17 protein-coding genes are annotated in these 17,652 nt (G+C 62.5%); 11 read left to right on the top strand and 6 right to left on the bottom strand.

The annotated features are described in order from the left end of the window. Positions 1–2 precede the first annotated feature (2 nt). Entirely contained in the window at positions 3–935 is a 933-nt protein-coding gene (locus AC0IYN_RS19495) for a lipid A biosynthesis lauroyl acyltransferase (protein WP_457248098.1), read from the bottom strand. A 119-nt stretch (positions 936–1,054) separates the two neighbouring features. On the opposite strand from AC0IYN_RS19495, the gene minC reads away from it, so the two are divergent. From minC to AC0IYN_RS19455, 8 genes are all read left to right on the top strand, one after another. Beyond that, entirely contained in the window at positions 1,055–1,792 is a 738-nt protein-coding gene (gene minC / locus AC0IYN_RS19490; RefSeq protein ID WP_078049573.1) for a septum site-determining protein MinC, read from the top strand. Between the two features lie 200 nt (positions 1,793–1,992). Beyond that, positions 1,993–2,805, top strand: coding sequence for a septum site-determining protein MinD (gene minD, locus AC0IYN_RS19485; RefSeq protein ID WP_003175251.1), 813 nt, complete (start codon positions 1,993–1,995; stop codon positions 2,803–2,805). 3 nt (positions 2,806–2,808) lie between these two features. Continuing rightward, positions 2,809–3,063: a cell division topological specificity factor MinE gene (minE, locus tag AC0IYN_RS19480; protein WP_003175252.1), complete on the top strand. Its 255-nt coding sequence runs from the start codon at positions 2,809–2,811 to the stop codon at positions 3,061–3,063. Between the two features lie 95 nt (positions 3,064–3,158). Continuing rightward, the gene (locus AC0IYN_RS19475) at positions 3,159–3,794 is read left to right on the top strand and encodes an RluA family pseudouridine synthase (protein WP_078049574.1); all 636 of its coding nucleotides are present in this window, start codon (positions 3,159–3,161) and stop codon (positions 3,792–3,794) included. 172 nt (positions 3,795–3,966) lie between these two features. Further along, the gene (locus AC0IYN_RS19470; RefSeq protein ID WP_406597630.1) at positions 3,967–5,256 is read left to right on the top strand and encodes a M18 family aminopeptidase; all 1,290 of its coding nucleotides are present in this window, start codon (positions 3,967–3,969) and stop codon (positions 5,254–5,256) included. 207 nt (positions 5,257–5,463) lie between these two features. Beyond that, entirely contained in the window at positions 5,464–5,640 is a 177-nt protein-coding gene (locus tag AC0IYN_RS19465) for a hypothetical protein (RefSeq protein ID WP_406597629.1), read from the top strand. A gap of 52 nt (positions 5,641–5,692) precedes the next feature. Next, positions 5,693–7,858, top strand: a complete 2,166-nt coding sequence (locus AC0IYN_RS19460; RefSeq protein ID WP_406597628.1) for a mechanosensitive ion channel family protein — start codon at positions 5,693–5,695, stop codon at positions 7,856–7,858. A 17-nt stretch (positions 7,859–7,875) separates the two neighbouring features. Then, a complete protein-coding gene (locus tag AC0IYN_RS19455; RefSeq protein ID WP_471842619.1) occupies positions 7,876–9,213 on the top strand; it encodes an amidohydrolase in 1,338 nt (445 codons plus the stop codon). A 183-nt stretch (positions 9,214–9,396) separates the two neighbouring features. Here AC0IYN_RS19455 and AC0IYN_RS19450 read toward each other — a convergent pair whose 3' ends face one another. From AC0IYN_RS19450 to AC0IYN_RS19430, 5 genes are all read right to left on the bottom strand, one after another. Then, positions 9,397–9,618 (bottom strand): MbtH family protein, encoded by a 222-nt coding sequence (locus AC0IYN_RS19450; RefSeq protein ID WP_015885138.1) that lies wholly within the window; start codon positions 9,616–9,618, stop codon positions 9,397–9,399. A gap of 82 nt (positions 9,619–9,700) precedes the next feature. Beyond that, positions 9,701–11,095 (bottom strand): diaminobutyrate--2-oxoglutarate transaminase, encoded by a 1,395-nt coding sequence (locus AC0IYN_RS19445; RefSeq protein WP_471842614.1) that lies wholly within the window; start codon positions 11,093–11,095, stop codon positions 9,701–9,703. Positions 11,096–11,267: 172 nt separating this feature from the next. Continuing rightward, positions 11,268–12,035, bottom strand: coding sequence for an N-acetylmuramoyl-L-alanine amidase (locus AC0IYN_RS19440; protein WP_471842612.1), 768 nt, complete (start codon positions 12,033–12,035; stop codon positions 11,268–11,270). Between the two features lie 124 nt (positions 12,036–12,159). After that, positions 12,160–13,482: an ATP-binding protein gene (locus AC0IYN_RS19435; RefSeq protein ID WP_458375707.1), complete on the bottom strand. Its 1,323-nt coding sequence runs from the start codon at positions 13,480–13,482 to the stop codon at positions 12,160–12,162. Beyond that, complete coding sequence (locus AC0IYN_RS19430; protein WP_025858611.1) at positions 13,479–14,159, bottom strand: response regulator; 681 nt, start codon at positions 14,157–14,159, stop codon at positions 13,479–13,481. The genes AC0IYN_RS19435 and AC0IYN_RS19430 overlap by 4 nt, the downstream gene beginning before the upstream one ends. Positions 14,160–14,323: 164 nt before the next feature. On the opposite strand from AC0IYN_RS19430, the gene dsbD reads away from it, so the two are divergent. Genes dsbD through dsbG form a run of 3 tightly spaced genes read left to right on the top strand, consistent with a single transcriptional unit; the run spans position 14,324 to position 17,639 of the window. Beyond that, complete coding sequence (gene dsbD, locus AC0IYN_RS19425; protein WP_406597622.1) at positions 14,324–16,051, top strand: protein-disulfide reductase DsbD; 1,728 nt, start codon at positions 14,324–14,326, stop codon at positions 16,049–16,051. Then, positions 16,051–16,902: a TlpA disulfide reductase family protein gene (locus tag AC0IYN_RS19420; RefSeq protein WP_078049581.1), complete on the top strand. Its 852-nt coding sequence runs from the start codon at positions 16,051–16,053 to the stop codon at positions 16,900–16,902. The genes dsbD and AC0IYN_RS19420 overlap by 1 nt, the downstream gene beginning before the upstream one ends. Further along, positions 16,878–17,639, top strand: coding sequence for a thiol:disulfide interchange protein DsbG (dsbG, locus tag AC0IYN_RS19415; protein ID WP_471842604.1), 762 nt, complete (start codon positions 16,878–16,880; stop codon positions 17,637–17,639). Before AC0IYN_RS19420 ends, dsbG begins: the two co-directional genes overlap by 25 nt. Positions 17,640–17,652: the final 13 nt, after the last annotated feature.

The following is a 17,652-nucleotide window of genomic DNA, read 5'->3' as shown; positions in this document are numbered from 1 at the left end:
TATCAGCGGCGTTTTTCGTACAGCTTAGGCTCACCCGGCGGCCGGCTCTTGAAGCGGCGATGGGTCCATAGGTATTGCTCAGGGCATTCACGCACCGAGGCTTCGACCCACTGGTTGATGCGCAGGCAGTCGACTTCATCGCTTTCGCCAGGGAAGTCAGTCAACGGCGGGTGGATCACCAGGCGGTAACCGCTGCCATCGGCCAGGCGCTGTTGAGTAAACGGCACCACCAGCGCCTTGCCCAGCTTGGCAAACTTGCTGGTGGCAGGCACGGTGGCGGCCTGGATGCCGAACAGCGGCACGAAGATGCTTTGCTTGGCGCCGTAGTCCTGGTCCGGTGCGTACCAGATGGCGCGGCCGGCGCGCAGCAGCTTGAGCATGCCACGCACGTCTTCGCGCTCCACGGCCAGGGAATCGAGGTTATGGCGCTCGCGGCCACGGCGCTGGATATAGTCGAACAACGGGTTGCCGTGCTCGCGGTACATGCCATCGATGGTGTGCTTCTGCCCCAGCAGCGCTGCGCCGATTTCAAGGGTGGTGAAGTGCAGGGCCATGAGGATCACGCCCTTGCCATCCAGCTGGGCCTGCTTGAGGTGTTCCAGGCCTTCGACGTGGGCCAGGCGCGCCAGGCGCTGGCGCGACCACCACCAGCTCATGGCCATTTCAAAGAACGCGATGCCGGTGGAGGCAAAGTTTTCCTTGAGCAAATGTTTACGCTCTTTGGCGGATTTTTCCGGGAAGCACAGTTCCAGGTTTCGCGCAGCGATGCGGCGACGTTCGCCGGCCACGCGGTACATACCCGCACCCAGCAGGCGACCAATCGCCAGCAGCGCACGGTATGGCAGTTGGGTGACCAGCCACAGCAGGCCGAGTCCCAGCCATAACAGCCAAAAACGCGGGTGAAAAAATACAGCTCGAAAACGCGGGCGATCCATTACAGATTCCGGTAAAGACAAGGGCCGCGCATTCTACAACGGTTCGACTCGGCTTGCGGCCCGTGAGTGTTCTCGTTATAAGTCTCGACACTTTTCGTGACAAGCCGCTTTTGCCGACCATGAGCCAAACCGAACCGCTAGACCAAGATCCCGTGTTCCAGCTGAAAGGCAGCATGCTCGCCATCACCGTGCTGGAACTCGCCCGTAATGACCTCGAGGCCCTGGACCGCCAGCTGGCCGCCAAGGTCGCCCTGGCGCCGAATTTCTTCAACAACGCCCCGCTGGTGCTGGCCCTGGACAAACTGCCCGCCGGCCAGGGCAGCATCGATCTGCCTGGCCTGATGCGTGTGTGTCGCTCCCATGGGCTGCGCACCCTGGCGATTCGCGCCAGCCGTATCGAGGACATTGCCGCTGCCATCGCCATTGAACTGCCAGTACTGCCACCGTCCGGCGCGCGCGAGCGTCCGCTTGAACCATTGGTCGGTGAAGAGAAGAAAAAACCGGAAAAACCACCCGAGCCTGCGATCAAGCCTACAAAGATCATCACCTCGCCCGTGCGCGGCGGGCAGCAAATTTACGCCCAGGGCGGCGACCTTGTAGTGATCTCCTCGGTCAGTCCGGGGGCGGAACTTCTGGCCGATGGCAACATCCATGTATACGGCCCGATGCGCGGACGTGCCCTCGCCGGCATCAAGGGTGATACCAAGGCCCGTATTTTTTGCCAGCAGTTGACCGCTGAGCTAGTGTCCATCGCAGGTCAGTACAAGGTTTCAGAAGATTTGCGCCGTGATCCACTGTGGGGGGCTTCGGTGCAGGTCAACCTGTCGGGCGATGTGTTGAACATCATCCGTCTTTAACGGATACTGCCGCATTTTCCAAGCATCTCTAGACTCTGATAGCACAGCGAAACCGGCAAGACTTGCGTAGGAATAATTGGAAGTGGCGTTTCCCCTAGGGAAACCCCATCTTTTTCCTACAAAGGCTGTCCGCCTGCAGCGAGTTCCAAGAGATGTTTTTCAGGGACCGAAATGTCCTTTTTCCTTAGGGGTGAAACACCTTGGCCAAGATTCTCGTGGTTACATCCGGCAAGGGTGGTGTGGGTAAGACCACCACCAGCGCCGCTATCGGTACCGGTCTCGCTCTGCGCGGCCACAAGACAGTTATCGTCGACTTCGACGTCGGCTTGCGTAACCTCGACCTGATCATGGGCTGCGAACGCCGCGTGGTGTATGACTTCGTCAACGTGGTCAACGGTGAAGCCAACCTGCAACAGGCCCTGATCAAGGACAAGCGCCTTGAGAACCTGTACGTGCTGGCCGCCAGCCAGACCCGTGACAAAGACGCGCTGACCAAAGAAGGCGTAGGCAAAGTCCTCGCCGAGCTGAAGGAAACCTTCGAATACGTGGTCTGCGACTCGCCGGCCGGTATCGAGACCGGTGCTCACCTGGCGATGTACTTCGCCGATGAAGCCATCGTGGTCACCAACCCGGAAGTGTCCTCCGTACGTGACTCGGACCGCATGCTGGGCCTGCTGGCCAGCAAGTCCAAGCGCGCCGAGGAAGGCCAGGACCCGATCAAGGAGCACCTGCTGCTCACCCGCTACAACCCTGAGCGCGTCAGCAACGGCGAAATGCTCGGTGTTGAAGACGTGAAGGAAATCCTCGCCGTGACCCTGCTGGGTGTGATCCCGGAATCCCAGGCCGTCCTGAAGGCTTCCAACCAGGGTGTTCCAGTGATTCTTGACGACCAGAGCGACGCCGGCCAGGCGTACAGCGATGCCGTTGATCGCTTGCTGGGCAAGACCGTGGAACATCGCTTCCTCGATGTTAAGAAGAAGGGATTCTTCGAGCGTATCTTTGGAGGCAACTAAACAATGAAATTTCTCGACTTCTTTCGCGCCAACAAAAAGCCAAGTACCGCGTCGGTAGCGAAAGAGCGTCTACAGATCATCGTGGCGCACGAACGCGGCCAACGCAGCACGCCGGACTACCTGCCAGCCTTGCAGAAGGAACTGGTCGAGGTGATCCGCAAGTACGTCAATATCGGCAACGATGACGTGCATGTCGCCCTGGAAAATGACGGCAGCTGCTCGATTCTGGAACTCAATATCACCCTGCCTGATCGTTGATCGAAAAGGCGGCTGCCACGGCGGCTCGTTCACCCTGACCTGTTTTACGGGCTGGGTGGGCGAGCCGCCGTTGGCGTTTGTTACGAGGCTGTTTAATGCCGTTGTCCACTATCCATATCCTCTATCAGGACGACGCTGTCCTGGTGGTGAACAAGCCCACCCTGCTGCTCTCGGTGCCTGGCCGCGCCGATGACAACAAGGATTGCCTGATCACCCGCCTGCAGGAAAACGGCTACCCCGAAGCCCGCATCGTCCATCGCCTGGACTGGGAGACCTCGGGGATCATCCTGCTGGCCCGGGACGCCGACACTCACCGCGAGCTGTCCCGCCAGTTTCACGACCGTGAAACCGAAAAAGCCTACACCGCCCTGGCCTGGGGCCAACCGGAACTGGACAGTGGCAGCATTGACCTGCCCCTGCGCTACGACCCGCCGACCAAGCCGCGCCATGTGGTCGACCACGAATTCGGCAAGCATGCGCTGACCTTCTGGAAGGTGTTGGAACGGTGTGGCGACTGGTGCCGCGTCGAGCTGACGCCGATCACCGGGCGCTCGCATCAGTTGCGCGTGCACATGCTCTCCATCGGCCACCCGCTGTTAGGTGATGGCCTGTATGCCCATGAGCAGGCCCTGGCCGCCTGGCCGCGCCTGTGCCTGCACGCCAGCATGCTGAGCTTCACTCACCCGCAGAGTGGCGAGCGTTTGCGCTTCGAGTGCCCGGCACCCTTCTAAACCACACCACACCCTGTAGGAGCCGGCTTGCCGGCGATGGCGGCCTGCCTGATACACCTCGATCGCCGGCAAGCCGGCTCCTACAGGGTATGTGTTGCGTTCAAAGAGGCAGCTTCACGCAAATCCTGTGGCCAATACGGTAAACTCCGCGCATTGCTGTCTGGAGCTATTTATGCGCGAAGCGTTGAATCAAGGCCTGATCGACTTCCTCAAGGCCTCCCCTACTCCTTTTCATGCCACTGCTGCCCTGGCCCAGCGCCTGGAAGCGGCCGGCTACCAGCGTCTCGACGAGCGCGAAACCTGGACCACCGAGGCCAACGGGCGCTATTACGTCACCCGTAACGATTCCTCGATCATCGCCTTCAAGCTCGGCCGTCATTCGCCGCTGCAAGGCGGTATCCGCCTGGTCGGCGCCCACACCGACAGCCCGTGCCTGCGGGTCAAGCCCCAGCCTGAGCTGCAACGCCAGGGCTTCTGGCAGTTGGGCGTGGAAGTCTACGGCGGTGCGCTGCTGGCGCCGTGGTTCGACCGCGACCTGTCCCTGGCCGGCCGCGTCACTTTTCGCCGCGATGGCAAGGTCGAAAGCCAACTGATCGATTTCAAGCTGCCGATTGCCATCATCCCCAACCTGGCCATTCACCTGAACCGTGAAGCCAACCAGGGTTGGGCGATCAACGCCCAGACCGAGCTACCGCCGATCCTCGCGCAATTTGCCGGTGACGAGCGCGTGGACTTCCGCGCCGTGCTCACCGAGCAACTGGCGCGCGAGCATGGGCTGAACGCCGACGTGGTGCTCGACTACGAGCTGAGCTTCTACGACACGCAAAGCGCTGCAGTGATTGGCCTGAACCGCGACTTTATCGCCGGCGCGCGCCTGGACAATTTGCTGTCGTGCTACGCCGGCCTGCAAGCCCTGCTCACCAGCGACAGTGAGGAAACCTGCGTGCTGGTGTGCAACGACCACGAAGAGGTCGGCTCCTGCTCGGCGTGCGGCGCCGATGGCCCGATGCTCGAGCAGACCTTGCGCCGCCTGCTGCCGGAAGGTGATGAATTCGTACGCACCATTCAGAAATCCCTGTTGGTATCGGCCGACAACGCCCACGGCGTGCACCCGAACTACGCCGAGAAGCACGACGCCAACCACGGTCCCAAGCTCAATGCCGGCCCGGTGATCAAGGTCAACAGCAACCAGCGCTACGCCACCAACAGCGAAACCGCCGGGTTCTTCCGCCACCTGTGCATGGCCCAGGAAGTGCCGGTGCAAAGCTTCGTGGTGCGCAGCGACATGGGTTGCGGCTCCACCATCGGCCCGATCACCGCCAGCCACCTGGGCGTGCGCACCGTGGACATCGGCCTGCCAACGTTTGCCATGCACTCCATTCGCGAACTGTGCGGCAGCGATGACCTGGCGCATCTGGTCAAAGTGTTGGGTGCGTTTTACGCAAGTCACGACCTGCCCTGATAATGAGGGCTGACTCGGTCAAAAATGTGGGAGCGGGCTTGCTCGCGAATGCGGTGGATCAGTCACAACATCTTTGACTGACACTCTGCATTCGCGAGCAAGCCCGCTCCCACATTAGTTCTGCGTACACCTGATCTGCATCACCTGCATTTTCCGCAATCCGACCTAGACTTGTCAGTATTCCCACTCCGACAAGGCCGTCGCACCATGATCTCCATGTCCTCCTTCCACGCCATGCTTATCCCGATTCTGATCGGCATGATCCTGTTGGCTGTAGGCTTCAACTTCCGTGACAAGCCCCTCGGCGTATTCGGCATGTGGATCGGCATGCTGCTGATCCTGGGCACCGTGGTGTACAAGATCCTCGCCAAACTGGCCGAATGACGATTGCACTCGTACACTCGGTCAATTCGTCGTTTCCAAGGTTGACCGCCTCGTGCTTTCCCGTCTGTTTGCCCTGCCCCGCTATTGCCTGATTGCCCTGCTCACCCTGCTGCCGCTCGCGCCTGCCCAAGCCGTGAGCTTGCCTGGCTTGCTGGGCAGTACCAACAAGCCCCAACCCCAGGCCGACGTGCCGCTGGGGCAGTCGTTGGATGAGGTGATCAAAACCCTGGAGAACGACCAGCAGCGTACCCAGTTGCTCACTGACCTGAAAAAACTGCGTGCAGCCACACAAAAAGCCCAGCCTGCCGCCGAGCAGGGGGTACTGGGGCTGATCGGCAGTACGCTGTCCGGTTTTGAGCAGCAGTTCTCCGGCGCCGACAGCCCGTTGGGGCGCTGGTCCAACGAGGTCGACCTGGCCAAGGAAGAACTCAGCGCGCTGATGCTGCCGGCCAACGAATGGCTGCCGATCATTTTCGGGTTTGCCCTGATCCTGGCGGTCTGGAGCCTGCTCGCCGCCGCGCTGATCTGGCTCAGCCACCGCGTTCGCGAACGCTTCGGCCTGCCCGAAGAACTGCCGCAACACCCGCGCACCTGGGACATGGTGCGCTTTGCCCTGCGCAAACTCGGCCCGTGGCTGATCGCCCTGGTGATCACGGTCTACCTGAGCTATGCGCTGCCCTCGTCCCTGGGCAAATCCCTGGCGATGGTCCTGGCCTACGCGCTGGTGGTGGGCACCTGCTTTTCGGCGATCTGCGTGATTGCCTTCTCCGTGCTCGACGGTCCCCATCGTCATCGCGCGTTGTATATCCTGCGCCACCAGGCCTTCCGCCCACTCTGGTGGATCGGCAGCTTTGCCGCCTTCGGTGAAGCCTTGAGCGACCCGCGCTTGGTTCAGGCCCTGGGCCAGCACTTGTCCCATACGGCTGCAACGGTCGCCAATGTGATGGCGGCGCTGTCCACCGGCGTATTCATCCTGCGTTTCCGCCGGCCCATCGCCCACCTGATCCGCAACCAGCCACTGTCGCGCCGCCTGACGCGCCGCGCCCTCAGTGACACCATCGAAATCATCGGCTCCTTCTGGTACATCCCGGCGTTGTTGCTGGTGGGCATCTCGCTGTTCGCCACCTTTGTCTCTGCCGGCGATACCAGCACGGCCTTGCGCCAGTCCCTGCTGTGCACTGTGTTGCTGGTGCTGTGCATGGTGATCAACGGGTTGGTGCGCCGCCACGCCCTCAAGCCGCAACGCGGGCACAAACGCCATGCGCTGTACTCCGAGCGCCTGAAAAGCTTCGTCTACACCCTGGCCCACCTGGTGGTATGGCTGGTGTTTATCGAATTGGGCCTGCGCGTGTGGGGCCTGTCGCTGATCCGCTTTACCGAAGGCGACGGCCATGAAATCAGCGTCAAGCTGTTCGGCCTCGGCGGCACGCTGCTGTTCGCCTGGCTGATCTGGATCCTCAGTGACACCGCGATCCATCACGCCCTCACCCGTTCGCGCAAAGGCCTGGCCAATGCGCGGGCGCAGACCATGATGCCGTTGATCCGCAACGTGTTGTTCGTGACCATCTTTATCATCGCCGCGATTGTCGCCCTGGCGAACATGGGCATGAACGTCACGCCGCTGTTGGCGGGTGCCGGTGTGATCGGCCTGGCCATCGGCTTTGGTGCGCAATCGCTGGTGGCAGACTTGATCACCGGCCTGTTCATCATCATCGAAGACTCCCTGGCCATCGATGACTACGTGGATGTCGGCGGCCACCTCGGGACGGTGGAAGGCCTGACCATCCGCACCGTGCGCCTGCGCGACATCGACGGCATCGTGCACACCATTCCGTTCAGCGAGATCAAGAGCATCAAGAACTACTCACGGGAGTTCGGCTACGCGATCTTCCGGGTGGCGATTCCCTACAACATGGAAATCGACGACGCCATCAAGCTGATGCGCGATGTCGGCCAGAAAATGCGCAACGACCCTCTGCAACGTCGCAATATCTGGTCGCCGCTGGAGATCCAGGGCGTAGAGAGTTTCGAATCGGGCAGCGCCATTCTGCGGGCACGCTTCAAGACGGCGCCGATCAAGCAGTGGGAAGTGTCGCGGGCGTTCAACCTGTCGCTCAAGCGTCATCTGGATGAAGCCGGGCTGGACCTGGCCACGCCGCGCTTGAGTGTGCAGGTGGTGACCGCCGGCACGGTGCAGGAGAAAGATCAACAACAATAAACTCAGGAGAGGTCCTTATGCGTTTAACCGGTCTGACACACCAATGGGCGTTCGGCATGCTGTGCGCTGTAGCCAGCAGTGTCGTGATTGCCGCCAGCAGCGACCAAGACAGTGCCCGGGAGGCGATCGCCACCCAGGCAACAGCGCTTGAGCCGGCGCTGCTGGAAACCCGACGCGACATTCACGCCCACCCTGAACTGGGCAACACCGAAACCCGCACGGCCGAGCTGGTCGCCAAACAACTGCGTGACCTGGGCCTTGAGGTCAAGACCGGTGTCGCCCGCACCGGCGTGGTCGCCGTACTCAAAGGCGCCCTGCCCGGCCCGACCGTCGCCTTGCGTGCCGACATGGATGCACTACCGGTGAAGGAAGTCGCCGACTTGCCTTTCGCCTCCAAAGCCAAAGGCACCTACTTGGGCAAGGACGTCGACGTGATGCACGCCTGCGGCCACGACGCCCATGTCGCCATCCTGCTGAGCACTGCGAAGATCCTGACCGGCATGCGCGAACGCCTGCCCGGCACCGTGGTGTTCTACTTCCAACCGGCCGAAGAAGGCCCGAGTGATTTCATCCCCGACGGTAAAAATACCTGGGGGGCCAAAATGATGGTGCAAGAAGGCGTGATGAAGGCGCCCAAGCCGGACGCAGTGTTTGGCCTGCATGTGTGGGCGGGTGTACCCGCCGGCCAGATTGCCTACCGCCCGGGACCGACCCTGGCCAGCTCGGATGACTTGCGCATCAAGATCCTCGGCAAACAGACCCACGCCGGTCGCCCCTGGGACGGCATCGACCCGATCACCGTGGGCGCCGAGACCATCGTCGGCCTGCAAACCGTGGTCAGCCGCCGCACTGACATTTCCTCGTTCCCCTCAGTGGTGAGCATTGGCACCATCAACGGTGGCACGCGCTACAACATTATCCCTGAGTCGGTGGACATGACCGGCACCATTCGCTCCTACGACTACGGTATCCGCCAGAAACTGCACGCGGATGTGCGGCAGACCGTGGAAAAAATCGCCGAAAGCGGTGGCGCCAAGGCCGAAGTCACCATCATCGAGAAGTACGACCCCACCATCAACAACCCGGCGTTGACCGAGAAGATGCTGCCGAGCCTGCGCTGGGCGGCCAAGGATGACGTGGTGCAGGGCCCGCTGGTGGGCGGCGCCGAAGATTTCTCGTTTTATGCCAAGGAGACACCGGGGCTGTTTGTGTTCCTGGGGGTGACGCCGAGGGATCAGGACATGAGCAAGGCGGCGCCGAACCACAACCCGGGGTTCTTTGTGGATGAGTCAGCGTTGGTGGTGGGGGTGAGGACGTTGGCGTCGTTGGCGACGGATTATCTCTATACAAACTAACCGCCGAGATGGTTTTCTGTGGTGGGCAGGGTTGGTGTGATGAGTGGGCTTGTCCTGTGGTGAGCGGGCTTGTCCCGCGCGGGGCTGCGCAGCAGCCCCTAAAAAGCCGGGAGCGCTTCGCACTCCGGCGCGAGCAAGCTCGCTCACCACAGAAGCCCGCTCACCACAGTAAGCCCACCCTCTTCAGCCCAGCGCAGCGCCATCCATCTTCTGGCGCAGGCTCAGTGGACGCATATCGGTCCAGACTTCTTCGATGTAGGCCAGGCACTCTTTCTTCATGCCGCTCTTGCCCACGGTGCGCCAGCCTTCCGGCACAGCCTTGTAATCGGGCCAGATGGAATACTGTTCTTCATGGTTGACCACTACCTGAAACAGGATGTCGTCGCGGTCAAATACTGAGGTCATTGCTGTTCTCCATCGCTAAAAGGCTGGCTGCGCACCGCGCGCAGCACTGATATCTGTAGAAACGTACCGAACCGGAAAAAAATTAGAGGCTGGCGACCGCTGCCGCCAAAGCGCGCCCGAAGATATCCGCCACCCGGTCGATTTCAGCAGCGGTGATCACCAGGGGCGGCAGGAACCGCACCACGCTGCCATGCCGGCCACCGAGTTCGAGGATCAGCCCACGCTTGAGGCATTCACGCTGCACCAGCGGCGCCAACTGGCGATGCACCGGCGGGTGGCCCTGGATGTCTGGCGTGCCAGTCGGGTCTACCAGCTCCACGCCGAGCATCAGCCCACGGCCGCGAATATCCCCCAGGTGCGGGAAGTCGCGCTGCAAGATGCGCAGGTGTTCACCCAGGCGCTCGCCCATGGCTGCGGCGTGACCGGCCAGGTCGTGGTCCTTGAGGTAGCGCATCACCGCCGAGCCCGCCGCCATCGCCATCTGGTTGCCACGGAAGGTCCCGGCGTGTGCGCCTGGCAGCCAGGTGTCGAGCCAGTCGCGGTACACCACCACCGCCAGCGGCAGGCTGCCGCCGATGGCCTTGGACATCACCACCACATCCGGAATGATGCCGGCGTGTTCGAAAGCGAACATCTTGCCGGTGCGACCGAAACCACTCTGGATCTCATCGACGATCAACGCCACGCCAGCCTGCTCGGTGATGCGTCGCAGGCCACGCAGCCAGTCGAGGTCAGCCGGAATCACACCGCCCTCGCCCTGCACCACTTCGACAATCACCGCCGCCGGCAGCAATACCCCCGCCTCAGGGTCATTCAGCAGGTTTTCCAGGTAATGCAGGTTGACCCGCACCCCTTGCGCCCCGCCCAAACCGAACGGGCAACGGTAGTCGTAGGGGTACGGCAAGAATTGCACACCATTGCTGAGCAAGGCGCCCAAGGGTTTCTTCGGCCCCAGGCTGCCCATCAGGCTCAAGGCACCCTGGCTCATGCCGTGGTAACCGCCCTGGAACGACAACACCGTGCTGCGCCCGGTGGCGGTGCGCACCAGCTTCAACGCGGCTTCCACCGCATCGGTGCCGGTGGGCCCGCAAAATTGGATCTTCGCTTCCCGCGCCAATGCTGGCGGCAACAGGCCGAACAGGTCCTGCACGAACTGGTCCTTGACCGGCGTGGTCAGGTCCAGCGTGTGCAGTGGCAGTTCATCGGCCAGCACTTGCTGGATGGCCTCGATCACCACCGGGTGGTTATGCCCCAAGGCCAGGGTGCCGGCGCCGGCCAGGCAGTCGATGAAGCTGCGGCCTTCTACGTCTTCCACGTAAATACCCTTGGCGCGCTTGAGCGCCAGGGGAATGCGCCGAGGGTAGCTGCGGGCGTTGGACTCCTGCTGGCGCTGGCGGGCGAGCAAGGGTGTTTCGTCGAACTGGTAGAGCGTTTCATGCACCTGGGCGTCTTCGATACGGCTGGTAGCGACTGACATTTCTCGATCCCTCAATACGCTGATGTGGTGACCAAACTGCCGATCCGCTGGCGTCTGGCCCAAGGGGCATGCGCACGGATTTCCTGTTCTGGAAACGCACCAGCATGAGAGGGATTTAGTGACTGTGATCGTTAACTGATGGATGAAGATCCAAATGTGGGAGCGTTCGGCATCAGAGCCCCAGGTATTTTTCGTTCAGCGCATACAAAATCGCGCAGGTCTCCCCATCCAGAAACCCGCAGTAATCCCGAGGCCGAAAGTGCATCTGGAACGCCCTCGTTCTCTGCTGAAACCCTTGCCGATTTTTAGCTGGCGCATACCCGTAACGCTGAAACGCCCGCTCCACCTCGACCTCTGGTGGCAACCCGAGACAAAAGCGTCGCTGATACATCGCCCGCGTCGCCTCATCAAACCAGGCCCCTGCCCCCGCCTCATGCAAACGTTGCCACGGCAGCCGAGGCCCCGGATCACTCTTGCGCCCGTACGCCACGTCCGAGTGCCCGAAGATGTCGGTCGACCCGATCTGCGGATAACGCCCCAGAACGTCGCGGACCAGCGCAATCAATACCTCGATTTGTTCCTCCCCGTAGGCAGGAAACGTGAACACGCCGCCGTCATCCCGCGCCAGGTTGACGATCTCGATGCCAATCGAGCGGCTATTAAGGTTGTCACGCCCCGCCCAATGGCTCACCCCGGCATGCCAGGCGCGTTTGTCCTCCTCCACCAACCGGAAGACCCGCAGTTCTTCATAGCCCGCAGCGCGGTAGCTGGGATCCTGGGGATCGGGCAGCAAATAATGGGCGCTGACCCCGTCCTTGGTCAGGGTGCGCAGGGAAGAGCCAAAAGGCGCCGCGGTGTAATGCAGGATCAACTGCCGCACCGGCTCGCCGTTGCGTTCGTTGAAGCCTTTGGCAGGGAAACTTGTATCAATGACCAACATAAGAACCGTCCTTTTCAATACAGGCCGAGTCGTTCAGCCCGTTCAAGCGCAAAAAAATTACCGCCATCCTGAAGACTTGATCCTCAGGAGGGCGGTAACTATTTGGCACGTGAGAGAAAAGGGATCAGCGCCGCAGCGGCATGCCCAGGTCGACGCGCAGGCCGTCCGGTTGGCTGTCGAACTTCAACGAGCAGGCGCAACGCTGCACGATCGCTTGCACGATCGCCAGGCCCAAGCCGCAGCCTTCGCTGTTGCCATTGCGCCAGAAGCGTTGGGTCAGGTACTGCAGGTCCTCGGCGGAGATCTGCTTGCCGTGGTCGCGCACGCGAAACACCACCGTGTCGGCGTCGGTGAATACGCTGAGTTCCACCCGAGTGTCCGCCGGCGTGTGGCGCAAGGCGTTGTCCAGCAGGTTGCGCAAGGCCGCAACCGCCAGGCCCACCGGCATTTCCACTGGGGTGGCCGAGAGGTTGGCCGGCAGGATCAGGTCGATGCGCGCGTTGTCACCGGCATTGGCATCCTGGATCGCCAGCCGTGCCACATCTTCGGCACTGGAGTGCATGCCATCGTCAAACGACAGGTTGCCCTCCACTCGCGCCAGCAACAGCAACTGTTCCAGGGTCCGGTGCAGGCGGTCGGCGCCCTCCTCGGCATGGGCCAGGGACTGGTCGCGGGCCGCGCCTTCGGTCATGCGGGCTACTTGCAGGTGGGTCTTGATGGCTGTCAGCGGGCTGCGCAGTTCATGGGCGGCGTCACCGGTGAGGCGGCGTTCGCGTTCGATGGTCTTGGCAATGCGTTGCAACAGTTGGTTCTGGGTGTCGAGCAACGGCTTGAGTTCGCTGGGCAACGGATGGATCTGCAACGGTTCGAGGGAGTCGGCACTGCGGCGCATCAAGGCGTCGCGCATGCGATTGAGCGGCAGCAGGCTCTGGCCGATGCCCAACCACAACAGGCACAGGCAGCCGAGCATCGCCACGCCCACCGGCACCGACGCCGCCAGCAGGATCGACAGGTTCAGCGCTTCACGCTCCACCTGGCGGTCGGCGGTGGTGATTAAAAGATCGCCACGGGACAGGGTGAAACTGCGCCAGCCCACGCCATCGATGACCTGGTCACGAAACCCGCTCTTGCGCGATTCCAGCCCCTCGTCCGGCGTGGTGTGGCTGCGCGCCAGGATTTCCCCGCGCAGGGAGCTGACCTGGCAGGCCATGCCACCCGGCACATGCAACTGTTCGGCGCTGAAATGCGCGCCGCCACTCACGCTGGCCAGGCCCGGCATCTGCTCGGTCAGCCCTGCCACCATGCGCGCCGACGCCACCAGGCGCTGGTCGAGGGAGAACATCATCTGGTTGCGCAGGTCGTTGAGCATCCAGGCGGCCGCCAGGGCCCAGATCAACACAAAAGCGGCGCCCAGCTTGAACGTCAGGCGCAGGCGCAGGCTTTTCACGATGCGTCCTCGCCCCCGTCAGCCGGGCCCAGGCGGTAGCCGAGGCCGCGCACGGTCTCGACGATGCCGTTACCCAATTTGCGCCGCAGGTGGTGGATATGCACGTTGAGGGCGTTGCTCTCCAACTCGTCGTTGAAGCCGTAGACGCTGTCCTTGAGCTGCTCGCTGGACAACACACGCCCCTTGTTGTGCAGCAAGGCTTGCAGCAGCGCCTGCTCGCGGCGCGAGAGGTCCACCGGCTGGCCGCCCAGGAAGGTTTCGCGGCTGCTGGGGTCGTAGGCCAGGCGACCATGCTCGATCAGGTTGACGCTGCGCCCCGCCACCCGTCGCAACAGGGTTTGCAGGCGCGCGGCGAGTTCGCGCAGGTCGAAGGGTTTGAGCAGGTAGTCGTCGGCGCCGGCTTGCAGGCCGTCGACGCGGTTGGTAACCGAGTCTCGCGCGGTGAGGATCAGCACCGGGATTTCCAGGCCCTGGCTGCGCTGTTGCTGTAACAGCTTGAGGCCGTCTTCATCCGGCAGGCCGAGGTCGAGCACCATGATGTCGAAGGTCGCCGCCTTGAGCATCGCGCGTGCGGCGCCCGCCGTGGCCACGCGCTCGACGGTAAAACCCTGGGCGGTGAGGCCGGCCACGATGCCGCTGGCGATGAGTTCGTCGTCTTCGCAGACCAATACGTGCATGCTGAACCCTTCATAAAAGATGGGGAGATTAAAAGTGCCGTGGATTAAGCGCCGATTATGCCGTGAAAAGACGCCCACTAAGACTCTAGAATAGCTTCGGTTAATCATCGGTTAATCAACGCCACACATTGTGTGCCTCACTTGCATCGAACTAAGGCTTGACCATGCGGCATCTGTTTACCTTACTGCTGGTGTTGTTCGCGGGATTGGCCCAGGCCGCGCCGGGCAACCCGTTTGAGACCAAACCTGATTTCCTTCCGGTGGGCAAAGCCTTCACCTTTACCTCCGAACGTCTTGAAAGTGGCGAGACGCAGCTGTATTGGCAGATTGCCGACGGTTATTACCTGTACAAGCAGCGCATGAAATTCGATGGCCTGGCCGAAAAGCCCGTGCTGCCGCAAGGCGAGGCCCACAGCGATGAGTTCTTCGGCGACCAGGAGGTGTATCGCCAGGGCCTGGAAGTGAAGATTCCGGCCGGCGCCACCGGCCAAATCAAGCTGGGCTGGCAGGGCTGCGCCGACGCGGGCCTGTGCTACCCGCCGCAATCGATCACCGTGGACCTGGGTGGCAACCCGGCCGTGGCCGCCACCGCCGAAGCCCAGGACCAGAGCCTGGCCAGTGGTTTGCAGCAGCGCAGCCTGGGCTGGAGCCTGTTGCTGTTCTTCGGCCTGGGCCTGTTGCTGGCGTTTGCGCCGTGCTCGTTGCCGATGCTGCCGATTCTCGCCGGCCTGGTGGTGGGCAGTGGCGCCAGCCCGCGTCGCGGCTTTGCCCTGGCCAGCAGCTACGTGGTGTGCATGGCGCTGGTGTATGCCGCGCTGGGTGTATTGGCTGCCCTGCTCGGCAGCAACCTCGCCGCGCTGCTGCAAACGCCCTGGATCCTCGGCAGTTTCGCCGCGTTGTTCGTGATCCTCGCCCTGCCGATGTTCGGCTTCTTTGAGCTGCAACTGCCGGCCTTCCTGCGCGACCGCCTGGACAACGTCAGCCGTCAGCAAAGCGGCGGCAGCCTGGTAGGCGCCGGGGTGCTCGGTGCACTGTCCGGCCTGCTCGTGGGCCCCTGCATGACCGCGCCACTGGCGGGCGTGCTGCTGTATATCGCGCAAAGCGGCAATGCGCTGCACGGTGGCTTGATCCTGTTCTACATGGGCATCGGCATGGGTATTCCACTGCTGCTGCTGGTGACCGTGGGCAACCGCTTCCTGCCCAAGCCGGGCACCTGGATGAACGTGCTCAAGGGCATCTTCGGCTTCCTGTTCCTCGGCACCGCCGTGTGGATGATTCGCCCGGTGGTCGGCGAAAACCTGTGGGTCGGCCTGTGGGGCGCACTCGCGCTGGTGATGGCCTACTGCGGCTGGACCCTGGCCCGCGAATACGGCCTGGCCGCCAAAGTGTTCGGCGCCGGGTCCCTGGTGTTGGGCCTGTGGGGCGCCGTGCTGGTGGTGGGCGCAGCGGGTGGCAGTGATGACCTGTGGCAACCGCTGAAGGTCTACAGTGGCTCACGGGCCGCCGCCGCCCCCACCGCTCACGACGCCTTCATGACCATCAGCGACCCTGCCGTGCTGCAAAGCCAACTCGACAGTGCCAAGGCCCAGGGCCAATGGGTGCTGGTGGACTATTACGCCGACTGGTGCGTGTCGTGCAAGATCATGGAAAAACAGGTGTTCGGCAAACCTGAAGTACTCGACGCCTTGAAAGACGTACGCCTGCTGCGCCTGGACGTTACCGCCGACAATGCCGCCAGCCGCGAGCTGCTCGGCCGCTATAAAGTCCCCGGCCCACCCAGCTTCGTGTGGATCGGCCCGGACGGTGAAGAACGCCGTGCCCAACGCATCACCGGCGAAGTCGATGCTGCCGCCTTCCTGCAACGCTGGACGCAAGCCCGGGACGCCCTCTGATGCTGACCCTGACCATTGGCACCTTCGCCATCGCCCTGAATCACATCCTGCTGATCAGCGCGCTGATCCTCGCCACCCTGGTGGGCTGGCGCGTGGCCAAGCGTGGCGGTGAAAACCCGGAGTCGGTGCTGTTCAGCCTGTTCCTGCTGGGTATGCTGGTGGCCCGCGTCAGCTTTGTGCTGATGTACTGGAGTGACTACCGCAACGACTGGCTGCAAATGGTCGACCTGCGTGACGGCGGCTTCCTCGCCTGGCCCGGCGTGATCGCACTGGTGCTCGGCGCACTCGCCTACGGCTGGCGTCGCCCGGCCCTTCGCAAGCCGCTGAGTGCCGGGGTCATCACCGGCCTGGTGTTCTGGGGCATGGCCAGCCTGTCCCTGAGCCTGTATGACAAAGGCTCGCAACTGCCGGACATCACCCTGCGCAATGCCAATGGCGACGTGGTGCAACTGGCCGACTACAAGGGCGGCCCGCTGGTGATCAACCTGTGGGCCACCTGGTGCCCGCCCTGCCGGCGTGAAATGCCAGTGCTGGAACGCGCCCAACATCAACGCCCGGACGTGACCTTCCTGTTCGTCAACCAGGCCGAAAGCATGCAAAGCGTCAGCACCTTTCTCGCCACCCAGGGCCTGACCCTCGACAACGTGCTGTTCGACGCCAGCGGCCGCCTCGGCCAGGCCGTGGGCTCGATGGCCTTGCCTACCACCCTGTTCTATCGCGCCGACGGGCGCCTGATCAACAGCCACCTGGGCGAGTTGTCCCAGGCCAGCCTGGCCCGTGCCATGGAACCCTTCGACTCCGCTCCTGCTGCCACAAGGAAACCGACATGCCCCGCCTCCGCCACCTGCTGACCCTGCTGCCGCTGACGCTTGCCGCCACCCTGGCCCAGGCCGAAGACTGGCCGGCGCCGATCAAACAGATCGAAGCCAAGGGTGCCAAGATCCTCGGCAAATTCGACGCTCCCAGCGGCCTCACCGGCTACGCCGCCCAGTACCAGAACCGTGGCATGGCGCTGTACTTGACCGCCGACGGCAAGAACGTGATCGCCGGCAATCTGTACGACGCCCATGGCAACGACCTGAGCAGCGCGCCCCTGGAAAAACTGGTGTACGCGCCGATGGCCAAGGAAGTCTGGGCCAAGATGGAAAAAAGCAGCTGGATCCAGGACGGCGACAAAAACGCGCCGCGTATCGTCTACCTGTTCAGCGACCCCAACTGCCCGTACTGCAACATGTTCTGGGAACAGGCCCGCCCCTGGGTGAAGGCCGGCAAGGTGCAACTGCGCCACATCATGGTGGGCATTATCCGCGAAGACAGCCCAGGCAAATCCGCCGCGCTGTTTGCCGCCAAAGACCCGCAAAAGGCCCTGGAAGAACACGAAGCCGCCGGCAAGGGCAGCAAGCTGCAGGCCCTGGCCAAGATCCCGGCCGATATCGAGGCCAAGCTTGATAACAACATGAAGTTGATGGACGAGCTGGAATTGTCAGCGACGCCGGCGATTTTCTATCTGGATGACAAGGGTGGCTTGCAGCAACAGCAAGGGGCGCCGTCGCCGGAAAAGCTGGTGAAGATTCTTGGGCCGAAGTAAGCGGCGCCCGGTC

The sequence above is a fragment of the Pseudomonas sp. AC112 genome, assembly GCF_979253545.1.
This window is presented reverse-complemented; position numbering and strand designations above follow the sequence as displayed.